Raw genomic sequence first — 16,769 nt, 5'->3', positions numbered from 1 at the left:
GGTTCGGGCGCGCGGGCTGCGTGGCTCCCGGGACGGTCGGGCTGGCGGGGTTCGCCGGATTGCGGATCTCGGGCGCGGTCGGTGTCGGAGCCGGGGCTTGGCGAAGCTGGGGTTGCGCGGGGCGGGCGGGTTCGGATGCGGTGGGACGCTCGGGTGCATTCGGCCGCTCGGGAGACCGCTCGCGTGCGGCCGGCGGCGCACCGGAGCGCTCGCCCGGCGCTTCGGAACCGGGCGCGCGACGATTCTGCGTCGGATCGCGATCGGGTGCCCCGCCGCGCTCCTCCCGCGCCGGGCGTTCTTCACGCGTCGGGCGCTCCTGGCGCGGCTGCGGACGCTCCTGGCGCTCCTGGCGCGGCTCCGGGCGCTCCTGGCGCGGCTCCGGGCGTTCCTGGCGAGGCTCGGGACGGGGTGCCGAACGCTCGGGGCGGGGTTCGGGACGCTCTTGGCGCGGCTCCGGGCGTTCCTGGCGCGGTTCAGGGCGTTCCTGGCGCGGCTCGGGACGGGGTGCCGAACGCTCGGGGCGGGGTTCGGGACGCTCCTGGCGAGGCTCGGGCCGTTCTCGACCGCCCTGCGGTTGGCCTCCGCGCAGCCCTTCACCCCCGCGAGGTCCTTCACCCCCGCGAGGTCCTTCACCACCCCGAGGCCCTTCACCACCCCGAGGTCCTTCACCCCCGCGAGGTCCTTCACCACCCCGAGGTCCTTCGCCCGGCCCGCCTTGGGCCAGCAGGATCGCCCCGCCCGGGACGGTATCCGGCCGAGCAGAGCTGGGTCCGGACAGCAGGAGCGCAGGGAGAACCGTGCCGGTCAGCAGGAGGTGGCGGATGCGCCGCATCGAAGGTCACTCACGTCGTTGATGTGGCCTTCGGAACAGAATGCGAGCCGGATGGTTCCCGATACCGAGCATGGCCGTCCGCCTCCCCGGACGGCTTGGCGTCAGGGCACTCGGCCCCGGATCTCCCAGCCCCGGAGCTCTTGGAACCGGAACTCTTGGAACCGGAACTCCTCGAACCGGATCTTCTGACCTCCGATATCCTGGCGTTATTGCACGCCCTGGCGCGTCGCCGTCGAGAACAGGTTCGGGGCGATGATCCGCACCGGCTGGCGCTCCTCGCCGGCGGCCGGGCTCGTGGCGGCGGGTACCGGCGCAGCCGCACTGTCCGTCGCCCCGGCGGCACGGCGGCTGGCGACGTCGGCCGCGAGTTCCGCGGCGGTCTTGTCGGCCCGGCCCACCAGGGTGAGGCGCACCTTGGGCGGACGCGACAGGGCCTCGGCCTGCATCGGCGTGACGAAGATGTCGCCCTTGTGCCGCACCAGCATGCTCTCGGCCTTGACCAGCGACTGCGCCCAGGTCTGTCCCTCGCGCTTGCACGAGCAGTTCGGCGTGAAGGACGTGCGGAACTTGAAGGCGTTCGGCAGGGCCGTGTAGGCACGGCTGCCCTTCAGGGTTGCGGCCTGCTTGAGGGCCTCGTCCCCGTGGGGCATCGAGTAGGCGGCGGCCTCGGCCCCGGGGCAGAGCGCCTGGCACAACTCGTCCGCGCCCTCGCGCCCGTCCGGAAGATTGTTCATCGGAAAGTAGGCGCCGTCGCAGGTGCGGACGCAGACCACCTGCGAGCCACCCCGCGCACGCGCCTCCCCGGCCGGCCCGTCGGCCTTGAGGAGGGTGCGGCTCGCCGCATCGGTGCAGGTGGCGGCGATGGCCTCGGTCAGCTGCCGGCGGCGGGCGGCCGTGACCTCGCCGTTCTCGGCGCCGTAACCGGCATTGAGGGCGCGGATGCGCTGCTCGACCGCGCCGCATTGCGGGGGGCGGGAATCGAAGAACAGGAACTTGCCACCCTCGCAGCTGAGCGTGCGGTAATAGGCGTTCAGTCGCCCGATCTCATTCTGCAGCGCCCGCGCGGTGCTGGCTCCGTCGCTGAGGCTCGCGAGTTCGGAGCGGTAGCGCAGGCAGGCCGCATTCTGCGCCTCGGCGGCCCCCGTCATCGCCAGGGCGACAGGAAGGGCGGCAAGGACGCCGGCGAGCACCCGGACGAGCGTGCGGATCTGGAGAGGGATCAGCGGCATGGCCTGATTGCGAAGGATGGCGGGACGCCGCCGCACGGAATCCGACGGCGGATCTCGGCGAAGCGATGGCGAACGAGGACAACACAAGTTACTTAGCGACCCTCGCACGGCGGCGACACCCTTCCCACATGCGCCCCGAACAAACCGAGGGGAATGATACGATGATGTGGCTTCGGGGTCTCACAGGCTGCGCGCTGGCGTTGGGGCTCGGCCTCGTCGCACATCCGGTGCGGGCGGACGATGCGGATCGCATCTTCGACAAGTCGACCGTGTGGCGCCCGCTCACGCCCAACGACAAGCTGGTGGTCTACGGGATCGACGATCCGTCCGTAGCCGGCGTCGCCTGCTGGTATACGCAGCCGGAGAAGGGCGGCATCAAGGGCACGCTCGGCCTCGCCGAGGATGTCTCCGACATTTCGCTGGCCTGTCGACAGGTCGGCCCGGTGCAGTTCAAGGAGAAGTTCAAGCAGGGCGCGGTGGTGTTCAGCGAGCGGCGCTCGCTGATCTTCAAGTCGATGCAGATCGTGCGTGGCTGCGATGTCAAGCGCAATACGCTGATCTACATGGTCTATTCGGACAAGGTCATCCAGGGGTCACCCAAGAACTCGACCTCGGCCGTGCCGCTGATGCCCTGGGGCACCGAACCGCCGCCGCGCTGCGACGCCTTCATGGAGAAGTAGACCGCCTGTGGAGGCCGGCCCCGTGGCGGGGTCGGCGACCAGGCGCAAGAGCGTCGGTGGAGGCGATCAATCCTGGCACGTGATCCGGATCGGGCGCTCGGCGGGCTTCACCACCGGGGCGGCCGGGATCGCGCCGGTATACTCGTCCTGGGCAGCGACGCCGAAGGAACCGGCCGAAGCGAAGCCCTGGGCCTCGCACCAGGCATTGGCCACCACCTGCCCGCAGGCGCTGTCGCCGTTGGTGAGGCAGTCGCCGACACCGTATCCCTCGCTCGACGGGATCAGGAACGTCTTCTCGACGGTGGCCGGCACCTTGGCGGGGCTCTCGCCGTCGCCGGCAGCCAGGGCGACGTGTGCGGTCAGGGCGAAGGCGAGGAGAGCGCCGAGATGGGCGGTCACGCGGCGCATGGGCAGAACCTTGCTGATGTCGGAAGCGTCTGAGGCGAAAACTTCACGGCACGGGGTTAACAAACCCTTTCTCCGCGACAGGGTTTTCGACGAATGCCGGTTCGGCGTCGTTCTCGAATTGCTCATGGATTTGAGGTAGCGCAGGACGTGCCGTCAGGCCGTCGCCTCAGCGCAACAGGTCGCCGGGCGGAAGGCGGCGACGATGTGGCGCCGGCTTGGCCTGTCGCGGCAAAAGCTGCGAGATACCAACGCGGTGCGGGTCTCACGCTCGGACGGGCCGGGTGGGGGTCCGGGACGCAAGGGACGATTCAAGGGAAGATTCATGGCCTCGATGTTGCGGCTCTACAACACGCTGACCCGCGAGAAGGCCGTCTTCACGCCGATCGATCCGACGAACGTGCGGATGTATGCCTGCGGCCCGACGGTCTACGATGCCGCTCATATCGGCAATGCCCGGCCGATCATCGTCTTCGACCTGCTGTTCCGCCTGCTGCGCCACCTCTACGGTGAGGCGCACGTCACCTACGCGCGCAACGTCACGGATGTGGACGACAAGATCAACGCGCGGGCGGCCGAGCGCGGCATCACCATCCGCGAACTCACCGACGGGACGCTGAAGACCTTCCACGCCGACATCCGCGAACTCGGCGTGCTGATGTCGGAGGATGTGAACGTGGCGGGTCAGCGCCCGCGCTTCATCGAGCCGCGCGCCACCGACCACATCGCCGAGATGCACACCATCATCACCGGGCTGGTGCAGGCCGGACATGCCTATGTGGCGGCGGAGCACGTGCTGTTCGACGTGCCCTCGATGCCGGATTACGGCGCGCTCTCGAAGCGCCCGCTGGACGAGATGGAAGCCGGCGCCCGCGTCGAGGTCGCGCCCTACAAGCGCTCCCCCCTCGACTTCGTGCTGTGGAAACCCTCGAAGCCCGGCGAGCCGTCCTGGCCCTCACCATGCGGGATCGCGGCGCCGGGCCGGCCGGGCTGGCACATCGAGTGCTCGGCGATGTCATGGCGGCACCTCGGCGAGCGCTTCGACATCCATGCGGGCGGCATCGACCTGATCTTTCCCCACCACGAGAACGAGGTGGCACAGTCCCGCTGCTGCTTCGGAACCGACGTGATGGCCCATGTCTGGCTTCACAACGGCTTCCTCCAGGTCGAGGGGGAGAAGATGTCGAAGTCGCTCGGCAACTTCATCACCATCCGCGACGTGTTGAAGGACTGGCCTGGCGAGGTCGCCCGGCTCGCCATGCTGAAGACCCATTACCGACAGCCGATCGACTGGACCCTGCGTGGCCTCGAAGAGGCCGCGCGGATGCTTGAGCGCTGGTACGGACTCGTGGGCGATGGCGCGCCGGCGCCGGCGCTCCCCGAGACGGTGCTGGAGCCGCTACTCGACGACCTCAACACGGCAGCAGCGCTCGCCGAGTTGCACCGCCTCGACGATCCGGCGGCACTCAAGGCCGGTGCGAACCTTCTCGGACTGCTCATCCAGACCAAATCCGCCCGCGACCAGGGAACGATCCAGGCGGCTGGGATCGACGTCGCCCGCGTCGAGGCCCTGATCGAGGCCCGACGCGCGGCCCGGGCTGCCAAGGACTGGGCTGCCTCGGATCGTGTCCGCGACGAACTCCTCGCGCTGGGCATCGCCGTCAAGGACGGCAAGGACGGCACGACCTGGAGCGTCGTGACCTGATCAGGTCACCGCGACCTGATCGGTCGCCGCGACGCCCCTCGGTCAGAACCGCTCGGCCACCAAGGCCTCGGCGGCCGGGGCGGGTTCGACGGACCCGGCCGCGTCGCGCAGGAGGCCGACCACGTCGGCCGCCTCGGTCGCCACGAGGTAGCTCAGGTCGAGCCCTTCCCGGATGAAGCCCTGCGTTCGCATGTGATCGAGGAGGGTCAGCAACGGGGTCCAGAAATCCGCCACCGAGAGCAGCAGGATCGGCTTGTTGTGCTGGCCGAGCTGGGCCCAGGTGAGCTGCTCCACCAGCTCCTCCAGGGTGCCGATGCCGCCCGGCAGGGCCACGAAGGCGTCGGAACGCTCGAACATCAGCCGCTTGCGGGTGTGCATGTCCTCCACCACGATGGTCTCCTGAATCTCTTCGAGCATGCGCTCGCGCGATTTCAGGAAATCCGGAATGATGCCGGTGACGTGGCCGCCATGGTCGAGGACCGCGCGGGCGACGGTGCCCATCAGGCCGACATTGCCCCCGCCATAGACGAGGCCGATCCCCGCCTCCGCCAAGGCCTTGCCCAGGGTCACGGCCGCCGTGGTGAAGGCCGGATCGCCCCCGAACCCCGAGCCGCAATAGACGCAGACCGTCCTCAACCGAGCCATGCCGGGCCTCTCTGATGCGTCGCAACCCGGACGGACCCGTCCCTGTCCACGAGCCAAACTGCTGATTTTACGGAAGATCCGGCCATGCGACGGCGGATGTGATTTGGTGTTCCGATCATGTTCGCTAATATGTCGCCATCAATCGCCGGTTTGTCGACGGGCTCGATCCGGCGACGACGGTGTTTCGGCCGCCGCGCCGGTCGACGAGGGAGTGGGGTGTCATGAGGGCGGAGTTGCGACGGAGCATCTTCCTGGCCTGCGTGGGGCTTCTGGCGGGCTTCGCCCTCGTGGTCACCCTCTATGGCGCGAGCACCTTGTTCAAGCGCAGTGTCGAGGGCACCGACCGGGACCGTGCAGCCCTGGCGACGGCGCCCACCGGCGCGACGGGGGAAGCCCGGCCGGGAGCGGTCGCCGGCTCGAGCGCCCAGGCCGAGCCGGACCCGCGCCCCGGGGAGGGGGCGTCGCCGGCGGGAAAGCCCCCGGCGGCGCGGGCGGTCCGGCAGCCCCCGGCGCCGGGACTGGGCGCGTCCGCCGGGACAGAGGCGCCGACCTTCGACATCATCCGGGTCGAGCCCAACGGCGAGACAGTGATCGCGGGGCGCGCCGCGCCCAACACCACCGTGGAGTTGCTGCGCGACAACGCGCCGATTGCCCGTGCGCTCGTCGATCCCTCCGGCCAGTTCGCCATCGTTCCCCCGGCGCTCCCCGTGGGCAACAGTGAGATCACCCTGCGGGCCTCCAGCGCCGATGGGCAGGAGCGCGTCTCGCGGGACAGCGTGGCAGTGGTGGTGGCCCCCGATCGTCGGACCAAGCCCCTCATTGCCCTCACCTCCCCCGATAAACCCACCATCGTGCTCTCCCAGCCGGATCCGGTCGCGACGGCCGCAGCGCCAGGCTCCGGCGCGGCGGAGTCCCGCCAGGCCGAAGCCCGAAGCGCCGCTGCGGACAACCGGCTCGCAACGACCATGCCCGGCCCCGGGGGCCAGAATGTCCCGGGCCTGCAGCAAAGGGCGGACACGGGCACCGAAGCCAGGTCGGGCCAGCCGGGCGCGGGCGCGCCGGACCCCACGGCGCCGCTCAAGATCGTCAGCGTCGAGGCGGAGGATGGCGGCCGCCTCTACGTGACCAGTCAGGCCCCGCCGGGCGCGACCGTGCGGCTCTACCTGAACGACGCCCTGGTGGCGCCGGGCAGCGTCGGCGCCGACGGTCGCGTAGCGTTCACGATCGGGCGCGGCGTCCAGCCCGGCGCGTACACGATCCGGGTGGATCAGGTCGACCCTGTCTCCGGCAAGGTGAAGACCCGTTCCGAGGTGCCCTTCACCGTCCCGGTCGCCGCGAAGCCCGGAACACCGACCGCTTCGGCCTCGCCCGCACGGTCCCCCGGTGCGAAGCTGGCGCAGGGGCCGGCGGTTCCGGCCCCGGGAACGCCGGGGACGCCAGCAGCCCTTCCGGCAGCGATGCCCCGAATGGCCGTGGCCAAACCGCCCGCTCCTCCCGAATCGGCAACGCCCGCCTCGCAGGCCCCTGCCGGCCGTGCGGAGGCGCCGGATACGCCGGCCCGGGCCGCCACGGAACGAAGCCCCTCGGTCTTCGTGCCGGAGGTCGGGACGGCACGGATCATCCGGGGCGACAGCCTGTGGCAGATCAGCCGGCGCATCTACGGCACGGGCACCCGCTACACGGTGATCTACGACGCCAACCAGCCGCAGATCCGCAACCCGGACCTGATCTATCCCGGGCAGATCTTCGTCCTGCCCGGCGACGGGACCGCGGCGGTGCCGCAGACCGACCCGCGGGGCTGAGGCGCCAAGCCCCGGTTCGAGCCCCTATTCCGCCGGTTCCGACGCCAGCACCGGGCGGGCCTTCGGGACCGGCAGCACGTCCTCGCTGCGCTGGAGCACCTCCAGGGCGGCGTCCGCTTCGCGCTGACGGCTCCACATCGAGGCGTAGACGCCGTCCCGCTCCAGAAGCGTGCCGTGGTCGCCGCGCTCGACGATGACGCCCTTGTCGAGGACGATGATCTCGTCGGCATTGACCACGGTGGAGAGACGGTGGGCGATGACCAGGGTGGTGCGGCCCTGGCTCACGGTGTCCAGCGCATCCTGGATCTCCCGCTCGGTGAAGGAGTCGAGGGCCGAGGTCGCCTCGTCGAGGACGAGGATCGGCGGCCCTTTGAGGATGGTGCGCGCGATGGCGACGCGCTGCTTCTCGCCGCCCGAGAGCTTGAGCCCGCGCTCGCCCACGGGCGTGTCGTAGCCCTCCGGCAGGGCGGAGATGAAGCGGTCGATCTGCGCCAGCGAGGCGGCGGCCCGGACCTCCGCGTCGGTGGCGTCCCACCGGCCGTAGCGGATGTTGTAGCCGATGGTGTCGTTGAACAGCACCGTGTCCTGCGGGACCATGCCGATCGCCGCCCGCAGGCTCGCCTGGCGCACCTGGGCGATGTCCTGACCGTCGACGAGGATGCGGCCCATCTGCGGCTCGTAGAACCGGAACAGGAGGCGCGACAGGGTCGACTTGCCCGCACCGGAGGGGCCGACGATCGCCACCGTACGGCCGGCGGGCACCTCGAAGCTGACGCCCTTGAGGATCGGCCGGGCGGGATCGTAGGCGAAGCGCACGTCCTCGAACCGCACCACGCCGTCCGAGATCGCGAGCGGCAACGCGCCCGCCCGATCGGCGATCTCCGGGTTGCGGTGCAGGATCTGGAACATGTCGTCGATGTCGATCAGGGCCTGTTTGATCTCGCGGTAGATCATGCCCATGAAATTGAGCGGCATCGAGAGCTGCACCAGCATGGTGTTGACGAGCACGAAGCCGCCGAGCGTGGTGCGCCCGGCCATGATGTCGCGCGCGGCCAGCCACATCACGATGGTCATGCCGATGGTGAAAATCACCGCCTGTCCGGCGTTGAGCACCGCCAGCGAGACGTAGGTCTGCGTCGAGGCCTTTTCGTACTTCGCCATTGAGGCGTCGTAGCGCTCCGCCTCGCGCTGCTCGGCCCCGAAATACTTCACAGTTTCGAAGTTCAGCAGCGAATCGACGGCCTTGGTGTTGGCGTCGGTGTCGGAATTGTTCATCCGGCGCCGGATCTCGATGCGCCACTGCGTCGCCTTCCAGGTGAAGGCGAGGTAGGCCGCCACCATCACGAACACCACCACCGAGTAGATCCAGTCGAACTCGTAGGCGAGCACGCCGATGACCAGCAGGAACTCGACGATGGTGGGCACCAGCGTCAGCACCATCAGGCGCGACAGCTCCTCGATGCCGCCGCGCCCACGCTCCAGCACGCGGGTGAGGCCGCCGGTCTTGCGCTCCAGGTGAAAGCGCAGGGAGAGCCGGTGCATGTGCTCGAAGGTCTGCAGGGCGAGGCGGCGCACGGCGTGCATCGCCACCTTGGCGAAGAGCCCGTCGCGCACCTGCGTCAGCCCGGCCATGAGGATGCGGGACAGGCCGTAGAGGCCGATCAGCAGCATCGGCGCGGCGAACAGCCCGGTGGGGATGGCCGCACCCGGCTTGGGGTCGGTCAGCGCCACCAGGGCGTCGGTGGCCCATTTGAAGGTGAAGGGCGTCACCATGGTGACGAACTTGGCGACGATCAGCAGGCCGAAGGCGAGGAAGACGCGCCGCTGCAGATCGGGCCGACCATAGGGCCACAGATAGGGCCAAAGGCGACGATAGGTGGCCACGAGGCCGGGCCGCGCGGACGGCTCAGGCCGAACCGGGGCCGCCGGGGCGGGGTCGGTGCTCATACGGATCAGGGGCTCGGGATGAAGATGGCGTCGAGCCCGCATATAGGCGCCCCGGGCCGCCGGTGACAGTCACCTGGTCGAGCGGGAGCATGCACCCGGTCGAGCGGAGCGGGCAGCTGGCCGAGCGGAGCGGGTGTGCGTGCGCCGCAGAGGCGCGCCCGATCACTCCTCGCCCGAGAGGCGCCGTGCCACCGCGTCCCGTCCGATCAGCGGCAACAGGCCGGCGAGATCCGGCCCGTGCTCCAGCCCGGTGATCGCGAGGCGCAGCGGCATGAACAGCGCCTTGCCCTTGGCCCCCGTGGTTGCCTTCACCGCCCCCGTCCAGGCCTTCCAGGTCTCCCCGTTCCAGGGCTCGTCCGGCAGCAGCGCAGCGGCGGCCCCGATGAAGGCCGGGTCGGCGATGACGGGAGCGACCGGGCCGGCGACCACGCGCCACCAGTCGCCCGCCTCCGAGACCTTGGCCAGGTTCGGCTGCACCGCCTCCCAGAATGCTTCGGCGCGCTCCGCCGGGATACCGAGATCCGCGAGCCGGTCGGCCACCTCCGTGTAGGGCATGGCATGGACGAGGCGGGCGTTGAGCCCGTCGAGTTCATGCGGATCGAACTTCGCCGGCGCCCGCGAGATCTGGGCGAGGTCCACCAACCCGGCAAGCTCGTCGAGGCTCGCCACGGCACGGACCGATTCGGCCGATCCGGTGAGCACTGCCAGCGAGCGCACGGCGCCGGGCTCGTAGCCGGCCGCGCGCAGGCCGCGCAGCGAGAGATGGCCGAGGCGCTTGGAGAGCCCCTCCCCGTCCGCCGTGGTCAGCAGGTTGTGGTGCCCGAAAATCGGGATCGCGCTGCCCAAAGCCTCGAAGATCTGCACCTGCACGCCCGTGTTGGTGACGTGGTCCTCACCCCGGATCACGTGGGTGACGCCCATCTCGGCATCGTCGACCACGGAGGGCAGGGTGTAGAGGTAGCTGCCGTCGGCGCGGATCAGCACCGGATCGGAGAGCGAGGCGCAATCGACATGGGCGGGGCCGCGCACGAGATCGTCCCAGGCCACGGTGCGGGCATCGAGTTTGAAGCGCCAGTGCGGCGTGCGCCCCTCTGCCTCCAGGGCGGCGCGCTCGGCCTCCGAGAGAGAGAGGGCGGCCCGGTCGTAGATCGGCGGCTGGCCACGCCCGAGCTGGCGCCGGCGCCGGCGTTCCAGCTCTTCCTGCGTCTCGTAGCAGGGATAGAGCCGGCCCAACGCCTTCAGGCGTTCGGCGGCCGCGTCGTGGATCGCCACCCGGTCGGATTGCCTCGCGAACAGGTCGGGCACGATCCCGAGCCAGGCGAGATCCTCGGCCACGGCGTCGGCGAAGTCTTGCGTCGAGCGCTCCCGGTCGGTGTCGTCGAGCCGCAGCAGGAAGCGGCCGTGCCGCGCCCGCGCGAACAGGGCGTTGAGCAGGGCCGGCCGGGCGTTGCCGATATGCAGGTAGCCGGTGGGGGATGGCGCGAAGCGCACGAGGGGTGCGCCGGCTGGGAGCGTGTCGGCCTGGGGCGAGGTGGCATGAGTCATGAGGCGCCCTCTAGACCATTTCGCCGGCCCTGAGGACTCCGGCTGCGGGCGAAAGCCTCAGCCCCGGGTGCCCCATCTCACGCCCATTCGGCTCGGCGCGTTCGAATCCGGTCCCAGAGCCGGGCCGCTGCCGCTGCGCGGCACGAAGGGCTTCGGCGTCAGGGTCTCGGGGATGGCGCTCTCGAACTCCTGCACCTTGGCGAACTGGCCGGCCTTGCGGAAGCGCCAGAGGTAGCCCGGCACCACCGCCTCCATGGCGGTAGGCTGGAGGCCGATGCCCTCCAGGGTGCGGCCCTCGGCCTTGGCGGCGTCCGAGACGACGTTGTCGTTCTGGAGCAGAATGACCTGATCGCGGGTGAGCTTGAGACTGTCCGGCAAGAGGCCGAGGGTCAGGGTGTCGACCACCTCGAGAGCGCGGGCCTGGAGCATCGCGGCCGGCTGCGGCAGGCCGAGAACCACCCGCTTGCGCAGCGTGACCTTGAGCATGTAGCGCACCAGCGATTCCAGGGTCTCGACCTCGGGGCCGCCGAGTTCGTAGACCTTGCCGGCGGGCACGTGGCCCTCGACGGCCCGGGTTACGGCTTCCGCGACGTCGGCCACGTAGACGGGCTGGAAGCAGGACTCGGCCCCGGCCAGGGGCAGCACCGGCAGCGCCCGGGCCAGCGAGGCGAAGCGGTTGAAGAAGCTGTCGCCGGGCCCGAACACCAGGGAGGGCCGCAGGATCACGAAGGGACCACCGGCCTCGGCCACCTTGGCCTCGCCGAGAGCCTTGGTGCGGGCATAGTGCGAGGACGAATGCGCGTCGGCGCCGATGGCCGAGACGTGGACCAGGGGCGCACCGACGGCCGCGGCCGCCCGGGCGATCTCGCCCGCTCCTTCCGCCTGCAACTGCGAAAAGCTCTGCTTGCCGGTCTCCTGCAGGATACCCACGAGGTTGACGACGATATCGGCACCTTGGACCGCCCGGGCGATCGACTCGGGGTAACGCAGATTGGCCTGGACGGCGACGATCTGGCCGACCTTGCCGAGCGGCTGCAGGAACAGGGCGAGATCGGGCCGGCGCACGGCCACCCGGATACGGTAGCCGCGCTTGGCGAGCGCCCGCACCACGTGGCGCCCGAGGAAGCCCGATCCGCCGAACACGGTGACGAGCTGCGAGGCGGGGCGGGTCAGGGGAAGGGTCTCGAAGCCGGTCATCGCTCTCTAGGTCTCGAAAAGCGGCCCCTGCGCGCCGTGCCGCACCCGTAAACGGGGCAACGGACCGGCGCCGGTCCTTAGCCTGTTGCAGCGTATCTAGAACACTTCCATCGCGGACGGGAGATCGCCCGGTGAATTTCGCCTCGGGGTGTTTTCGCAGGGCTGGCCCTACGCGACTGTTCCTGGGAGGCTTGTCCTGCGGGGTTTGCCTGGAAAAACCAAAACTGTCCGGCCGTGAAACCTCAGCGCAGGCGAGGCTGGACCTGCGGACCGGCCAGCGGCATGCGCCGGCTCAAACCCTTGTGAACATGCACCATCAGGGCGATGCCGAAGAGCGGCGTGAGCAGGTTGAGCACCGGCACCACCATGAGGCCGGCGAGCAGCGCGCCGGCCAGGAGCGTGGTGCCGCCGTAGTGCCGGCGCATGGCTCCGGCCTCCGTCATGGGCCGGAAGCGCCCGGCGGCCAGCTCGAAATACTCGCGCGATAGCAGGTAGGCGTTGGCGCCGAAGAACGCCACGAGATTGACGCCGGGCACGAAGAACAGGATCAGCGCCACGAGGTTCACCAACAGGGCGAGACCGGCGAAGCGCAGGGCGTAGAGCATCGCGGTCCCGAGCGGCAGGGCGATCCCGGGCGGGTCGGCGGGGAAGTCCGTGCGCTCGACGATCTCGGCCGCGTCGTCGAGGAAGTAGCCCGCCACCAGGATCGAGACCGCCGGCATGATGTAGGCGAGGCCCACGAACAGCCCCGCCCCGGCAAAGAACACCGCCAGGGTGTCGAGGAAGGGATAATCCACCGAGAGGTGGTGCTGCGACAGGAACCAGTTGATCGCCCGCGTCAGCCCGAACCAGACCAGGACGAGGATGCCCAGGGTGAGCCCGAGAGACTTCCACAGGATCGCGCGTAAGGGGGGTGAGAACACCTGCCGGATGGCGGCGAGGGCGGCGCGGAAGAGCATGCCGGGATATCCTGTGGTCTCGTGTCCGTCAGGTTGGTCTGGTCCGGGCTGCGTCGCCCCCGCGCGCGCCGTCTCCGCCCGGTTCTGGCGATCGACGCCCCTCGACGCAAGGGCGCGCCACGCAGGAGCGAACCGCGCAGTGTCCCGCCGCCGCGTCCTCTGGTAGGCCCTCGCGCATCGCCGAGACAGGAACGAGACCGTCATCCATGAGGACGTCACGCCCCGCGCATGAAGGTCGCCGCCCGAGCCTCGCCCCGCGCCTGGCGCCCCTGCCACAGGACCCGGAGGTGATCGTCATCGGCGCGGGAGCCGCCGGCGTCGCGGCGGCCCGGAGCCTGCTGGCGCGCGGGGTTTCGGTGGCGGTGCTGGAGGCGCGAGACCGGGTCGGCGGCCGGCTGCTCACCGTGCCGCTGCGGGGGCACGCGGTCGATCTCGGAGGGCACTGGCTGCATGCGGGACCGATCAACCCGCTGGTGCAGCTCGGGACCGCACGGGGCGAGCCCCTGCGGGTGGCCGCGCAGGCGAGCCATCTCTGGGTCGGGCGCCGACGCGGGCGCCCGGCCGAGGCAGCGGCGCTCGGCCGGGCCTTCGCGGTGGCCGACCGGGCCATGAGCACCCAGGCCGCCTGGCAGGAGCCGGACCGGCCGGCCGCCACCGCCCTGCCGCCCGGGCTCGGGCCCTGGGGCCGGCGGGTGGAGCGGGTCCACGGCCTCGTCTCCGGACAAGCGCTGAGCCGCGTCTCGCTCCAGGACTTCCCCAGCATGGAGTACGGCGACAACCACTTCATCGCCGGCGGCTACGGCGGCTATCTCGCCCGCCTTGCGAACGGGCTGCCGGTCGCCCTGGAGACACCGGTGACTGGCATCGACTGGTCCGGCCCGGGCGTGCGGGTGGAGACGGGGTCCGGGCCCGTCACGGCGAAGGCCGTCATCGTCACGATTCCCACCATGGTGCTGCGGGCGGCCCCGCTCTTCACCCCGGCACTCCCTCCGGAGGTCGCGAACGCGATCGCGGGCTTCACCACCGGCATCTACGAGCACGCGGTGCTGCACTGGCCGTCCTGTCCGTTCCGTGGGGCGGACCGGCTCGCATCCCTTGTCGGCGGACGCGAGGCCAGTCCAGGCCTTCTCACCCGCATCGACGGCACGCCGTTCCACTTCTTCGAACTCGACGCGCCCATGGCCGCCGCCCTCGACGCGCGCCGGGCCGGGCCGGATGGCGTCCGCAGGCTGGTGCGCGCGACCTTGATGGCGCATTTCGGCGCTCGCGCCCTGCACGACCTGACCATCCCGGCCGTGAGCGAGTGGCGTCACGATCCCTGGGCGCGCGGCTCCTGGGCGGTGGTGCCGCCGGGCCATGCCGGCGCACGGGCGCTGCTGCAGGCGCCCGTGGCCGACCGGGTGTGGTTCGCCGGCGAGGCTCTGTCGCGCCTGCAATGGGGCACGGCGGGAGGCGCCTATGCCGAGGGCATGCGGACGGCCGAGGCCGTCGCCGACGCCGTGCGGAGATAGGCGCGGCTCAAGCGAGTGCCCGTCACGCGACGGCACGCTGGAACGGCACCGGAAGGCGCGGGAAGACCTCGCAGAACCGCATCGGCAGGGCGGTGATGAGGTGCGGGATTTCGGCCGCCGGCCGGGCGGGACTGAAGAGGAAGCCCTGGATGTCGTCGCAGCCGCTCGCCTTCAGCATCTGCGCCTGCTCCGCCGTCTCGACCCCCTCGGCGGTGACGGTGATCGAGAGCTTGCGCGCAAGCGCGAGGATCGCTTCGATGATCGCCAGACATTCGGGCCGGCTGTCCATGTCCTTGATGAAGGAGCGATCGATCTTGATCTTGTCGACGGGGAACCGGATCAGATAGCTCAACGACGAGTAGCCGGTGCCGAAATCGTCGAGCGCCACGCGGATATCGAGGGCGCGCAGGGCGTTCAGATTGGCGATGGTGGTTGCGTTCATCTCGAAGAACACGGACTCGGTAACCTCGATCTCCAGGCGCTTCGGCGGCAACCCGCTCGCCTCAAGCGCCTGTCTCACCTCCGCGATGAGGTCGCCGTTCCGGAACTAGATCGGCGAGAGGTTGACCGCGAGCCGGATGTCCTCCGGCCAGTGAGCAGCCTCCCGGCAGGCCTGCATCAGAACCCAGCGGCCGATCTGGCTGATCAGGCCCGAGGCTTCGGCGACGGGAAGAAAATCGGCCGGCGATACCGACTCGCCGGAGCTGCGCGTCCAGCGCAGCAGGGCCTCGAAGGTGTGAATCCGGCCGTCATCGAGGCTGACGAGCGGCTGGTAGTGCAGGGTGAACTCGCCTTGCGCCACCGCGCGCTTGAGATCCACCTCGATCTCGTGCCGCCGGCGCATCGAGGCTTCCAGGTCGGTCGAGAACACGCAGACATTGCCCCACCCCGTGGCCTTGGCGCGGTAGAGCGCGAGATCGGCCTTGCTGAGCAGTCCCTCCGGATTGTGCGCATCGCGCGGCGCCTGGGCGAGGCCGATGCTGGCACCGATCTCCACCTGAACGCCATTGAGGGTATAGGGCATGCTCAGCGCCCCGATGATTCGCTTCGCCAGGGTAATCAGGGCATCCTCGTCCACGCCGGCGAGGAGGATAGCGAACTCGTCGCCCCCGAGCCGTGAGACCTGCGCTCCGGGCGGGACCGTCCCGATCAGGCGCTGCGCCACCTGGGCGAGCAGGGTATCGCCGAGGACATGGCCGAAGGTGTCGTTGACGAACTTGAAGCCGTCGAGATCAACATAGAGCAGCGCACAGGCTTCGCCTGTGGTGCGCGCGCGGGCACAAAGTTGCGCCGCCATGTCCTGGAACAGGGTCCGGTTGGCAAGGCCCGTGAGTGGATCATAGCTCGCCAGGTAGGCGATGCGTGCTTCCGACTGATGCGTATCCGTAACGTCCGAGCCGACGCCCCGAAATCCCAGGAAGGTGTCGCCGTCGTCGAGGATGGGACGGCCGCTGATGCGCCACCAGCGCGTCAGGCCCCCGATCGTGACCTCGACCACGCGCTCGCGGAACGCTTTGCGCTCGGCCACGAGGGTGAGAACATCGGCGATCTCCTGAGTCATCGGGCGTGGATCACGCACGCCGAGGAACAGGGCCTCCAGCGGCGTTTCCCGCAGGAGTTGCGGCGGCTCCCCGGCCACTTCGCCGATGCGGTCGGACACGTGCTGAAGCCGGTCCTCGGCGTCGGTCTCCCAGAGCCAGTCGCTGGTGTTCGCCTCGAAATCATGCAGCAACAGACTGATCGTCTCGTTCTGCTCGCTGACCCGGACGCGATCGATGATCCGCTGTTCGGAGAGGCGGCCCATCCGCCCGGCGGTGAAGGCGACAAAGACCGAATAGATCCCCATCAGCATTGCCAGCCACCAGCTGGACGCGGCTCCGTCCAGGATCAGGGCTCCGAGACTCCCCAAGGCGAGCGGCACGCAATAGACGAGGCCGAGGTGGGGCAGCGAGCCGAAGGTATAGGTGGTGGCCATCAGGCCGGCGCAGAGAGCCACCATGAAGACCCGGTCGGTGGTGCCCGGAGCCGGGAAGAGGGCCAGCGGCATGCTGCCCCAGGACAGCCCGAGAATCAGCGCGAACAGGACGGCGATCCGATGTCCGGCGACGATGTCGGCCACTTTGAGACGCTGCGGGCGATAACGCCACGCTGCGATCGTCGCGAGGGTGACGGTGAGGACGACGCTGAAGAACAGGGTCGTCAGGTAGATCCGATGAGCCTCACTCCAGAAGAGCACCAGGACCGCGCCGGCGATCACCGTATGGGTCAGGGCGAGATAGGGTGCGAATTGCAGCACCTCGTCGAGATGGCCG

The 16,769-nt window shown here is 70.0% G+C and carries 11 protein-coding genes and 1 pseudogene; 4 read left to right on the top strand and 8 right to left on the bottom strand.

Annotation, left to right across the window (positions count from 1 at the left end):
• Positions 1 to 1,038: 1,038 nt before the first annotated feature.
• Entirely contained in the window at positions 1,039 to 2,061 is a 1,023-nt protein-coding gene (locus J7U37_RS07250; protein ID WP_082504170.1) for a DUF2865 domain-containing protein, read from the bottom strand.
• Between the two features lie 161 nt (positions 2,062 to 2,222).
• Between J7U37_RS07250 and J7U37_RS07245 the strand changes: the two genes are divergently transcribed.
• Positions 2,223 to 2,741, top strand: a complete 519-nt coding sequence (locus J7U37_RS07245; RefSeq protein WP_056187942.1) for a CreA family protein — start codon at positions 2,223 to 2,225, stop codon at positions 2,739 to 2,741.
• A 66-nt stretch (positions 2,742 to 2,807) separates the two neighbouring features.
• Here the strand turns inward: J7U37_RS07245 and J7U37_RS07240 are convergent, their stop codons facing one another.
• Entirely contained in the window at positions 2,808 to 3,149 is a 342-nt protein-coding gene (locus J7U37_RS07240; RefSeq protein ID WP_056187938.1) for a hypothetical protein, read from the bottom strand.
• A gap of 322 nt (positions 3,150 to 3,471) precedes the next feature.
• Here J7U37_RS07240 and cysS point away from each other — a divergent pair, with 322 nt between their 5' ends.
• Positions 3,472 to 4,851, top strand: coding sequence for a cysteine--tRNA ligase (gene cysS / locus J7U37_RS07235; protein ID WP_247635282.1), 1,380 nt, complete (start codon positions 3,472 to 3,474; stop codon positions 4,849 to 4,851).
• A 42-nt stretch (positions 4,852 to 4,893) separates the two neighbouring features.
• On the opposite strand, the gene J7U37_RS07230 is transcribed toward cysS, so the two are convergent.
• Entirely contained in the window at positions 4,894 to 5,496 is a 603-nt protein-coding gene (locus tag J7U37_RS07230) for a TIGR00730 family Rossman fold protein (protein ID WP_056187932.1), read from the bottom strand.
• A gap of 221 nt (positions 5,497 to 5,717) precedes the next feature.
• Between J7U37_RS07230 and J7U37_RS07225 the strand changes: the two genes are divergently transcribed.
• Positions 5,718 to 7,298: a LysM peptidoglycan-binding domain-containing protein gene (locus J7U37_RS07225; RefSeq protein WP_247635281.1), complete on the top strand. Its 1,581-nt coding sequence runs from the start codon at positions 5,718 to 5,720 to the stop codon at positions 7,296 to 7,298.
• Positions 7,299 to 7,322: 24 nt separating this feature from the next.
• Here J7U37_RS07225 and J7U37_RS07220 read toward each other — a convergent pair whose 3' ends face one another.
• The 4 genes from J7U37_RS07220 to J7U37_RS07205 all read right to left on the bottom strand — a co-directional run bounded on the left by J7U37_RS07220 (position 7,323) and on the right by J7U37_RS07205 (position 12,946).
• Positions 7,323 to 9,245, bottom strand: coding sequence for an ABC transporter ATP-binding protein/permease (locus J7U37_RS07220; protein ID WP_247635280.1), 1,923 nt, complete (start codon positions 9,243 to 9,245; stop codon positions 7,323 to 7,325).
• A gap of 162 nt (positions 9,246 to 9,407) precedes the next feature.
• Positions 9,408 to 10,790, bottom strand: coding sequence for a glutamate--tRNA ligase (gene gltX / locus J7U37_RS07215; RefSeq protein WP_247635279.1), 1,383 nt, complete (start codon positions 10,788 to 10,790; stop codon positions 9,408 to 9,410).
• Positions 10,791 to 10,847: 57 nt separating this feature from the next.
• The gene (locus J7U37_RS07210) at positions 10,848 to 11,987 is read right to left on the bottom strand and encodes a complex I NDUFA9 subunit family protein (protein ID WP_247635278.1); all 1,140 of its coding nucleotides are present in this window, start codon (positions 11,985 to 11,987) and stop codon (positions 10,848 to 10,850) included.
• Positions 11,988 to 12,229: 242 nt separating this feature from the next.
• A complete protein-coding gene (locus tag J7U37_RS07205; protein ID WP_056187918.1) occupies positions 12,230 to 12,946 on the bottom strand; it encodes a sulfate transporter family protein in 717 nt (238 codons plus the stop codon).
• A 206-nt stretch (positions 12,947 to 13,152) separates the two neighbouring features.
• Between J7U37_RS07205 and J7U37_RS07200 the strand changes: the two genes are divergently transcribed.
• Entirely contained in the window at positions 13,153 to 14,457 is a 1,305-nt protein-coding gene (locus J7U37_RS07200) for an NAD(P)/FAD-dependent oxidoreductase (RefSeq protein WP_056187915.1), read from the top strand.
• 22 nt (positions 14,458 to 14,479) lie between these two features.
• Here J7U37_RS07200 and J7U37_RS07195 read toward each other — a convergent pair.
• A pseudogene (locus J7U37_RS07195) lies at positions 14,480 to 16,261 on the bottom strand (EAL domain-containing protein).
• Between the last annotated feature and the right edge of the window lie 508 nt (positions 16,262 to 16,769).

The organism is Methylobacterium sp. 37f (assembly GCF_023093475.1).
GTDB lineage: Bacteria > Pseudomonadota > Alphaproteobacteria > Rhizobiales > Beijerinckiaceae > Methylobacterium.
The sequence above is the reverse complement of the archived record's forward strand: the minus strand, read 5'-3'. Positions and strand labels throughout refer to the sequence as shown.

Excerpts from the sequence above, each read along its gene's own strand:
- J7U37_RS07240 (WP_056187938.1), bottom strand. The coding sequence starts at position 3,149 with ATGCGCCGCGTGACCGCCCATCTCGGCGCTCTCCTCGCCTTCGCCCTG.
- J7U37_RS07205 (WP_056187918.1), bottom strand. The coding sequence starts at position 12,946 with ATGCTCTTCCGCGCCGCCCTCGCCGCCATCCGGCAGGTGTTCTCACCC.
- J7U37_RS07245 (WP_056187942.1), top strand. The coding sequence starts at position 2,223 with ATGATGTGGCTTCGGGGTCTCACAGGCTGCGCGCTGGCGTTGGGGCTC.
- J7U37_RS07200 (WP_056187915.1), top strand. The coding sequence starts at position 13,153 with ATGAGGACGTCACGCCCCGCGCATGAAGGTCGCCGCCCGAGCCTCGCC.
- J7U37_RS07225 (WP_247635281.1), top strand. The coding sequence starts at position 5,718 with ATGAGGGCGGAGTTGCGACGGAGCATCTTCCTGGCCTGCGTGGGGCTT.
- gltX (WP_247635279.1), bottom strand. The coding sequence starts at position 10,790 with ATGACTCATGCCACCTCGCCCCAGGCCGACACGCTCCCAGCCGGCGCA.
- J7U37_RS07210 (WP_247635278.1), bottom strand. The coding sequence starts at position 11,987 with ATGACCGGCTTCGAGACCCTTCCCCTGACCCGCCCCGCCTCGCAGCTC.
- J7U37_RS07250 (WP_082504170.1), bottom strand. The coding sequence starts at position 2,061 with ATGCCGCTGATCCCTCTCCAGATCCGCACGCTCGTCCGGGTGCTCGCC.
- J7U37_RS07230 (WP_056187932.1), bottom strand. The coding sequence starts at position 5,496 with ATGGCTCGGTTGAGGACGGTCTGCGTCTATTGCGGCTCGGGGTTCGGG.
- J7U37_RS07220 (WP_247635280.1), bottom strand. The coding sequence starts at position 9,245 with ATGAGCACCGACCCCGCCCCGGCGGCCCCGGTTCGGCCTGAGCCGTCC.
- cysS (WP_247635282.1), top strand. The coding sequence starts at position 3,472 with ATGGCCTCGATGTTGCGGCTCTACAACACGCTGACCCGCGAGAAGGCC.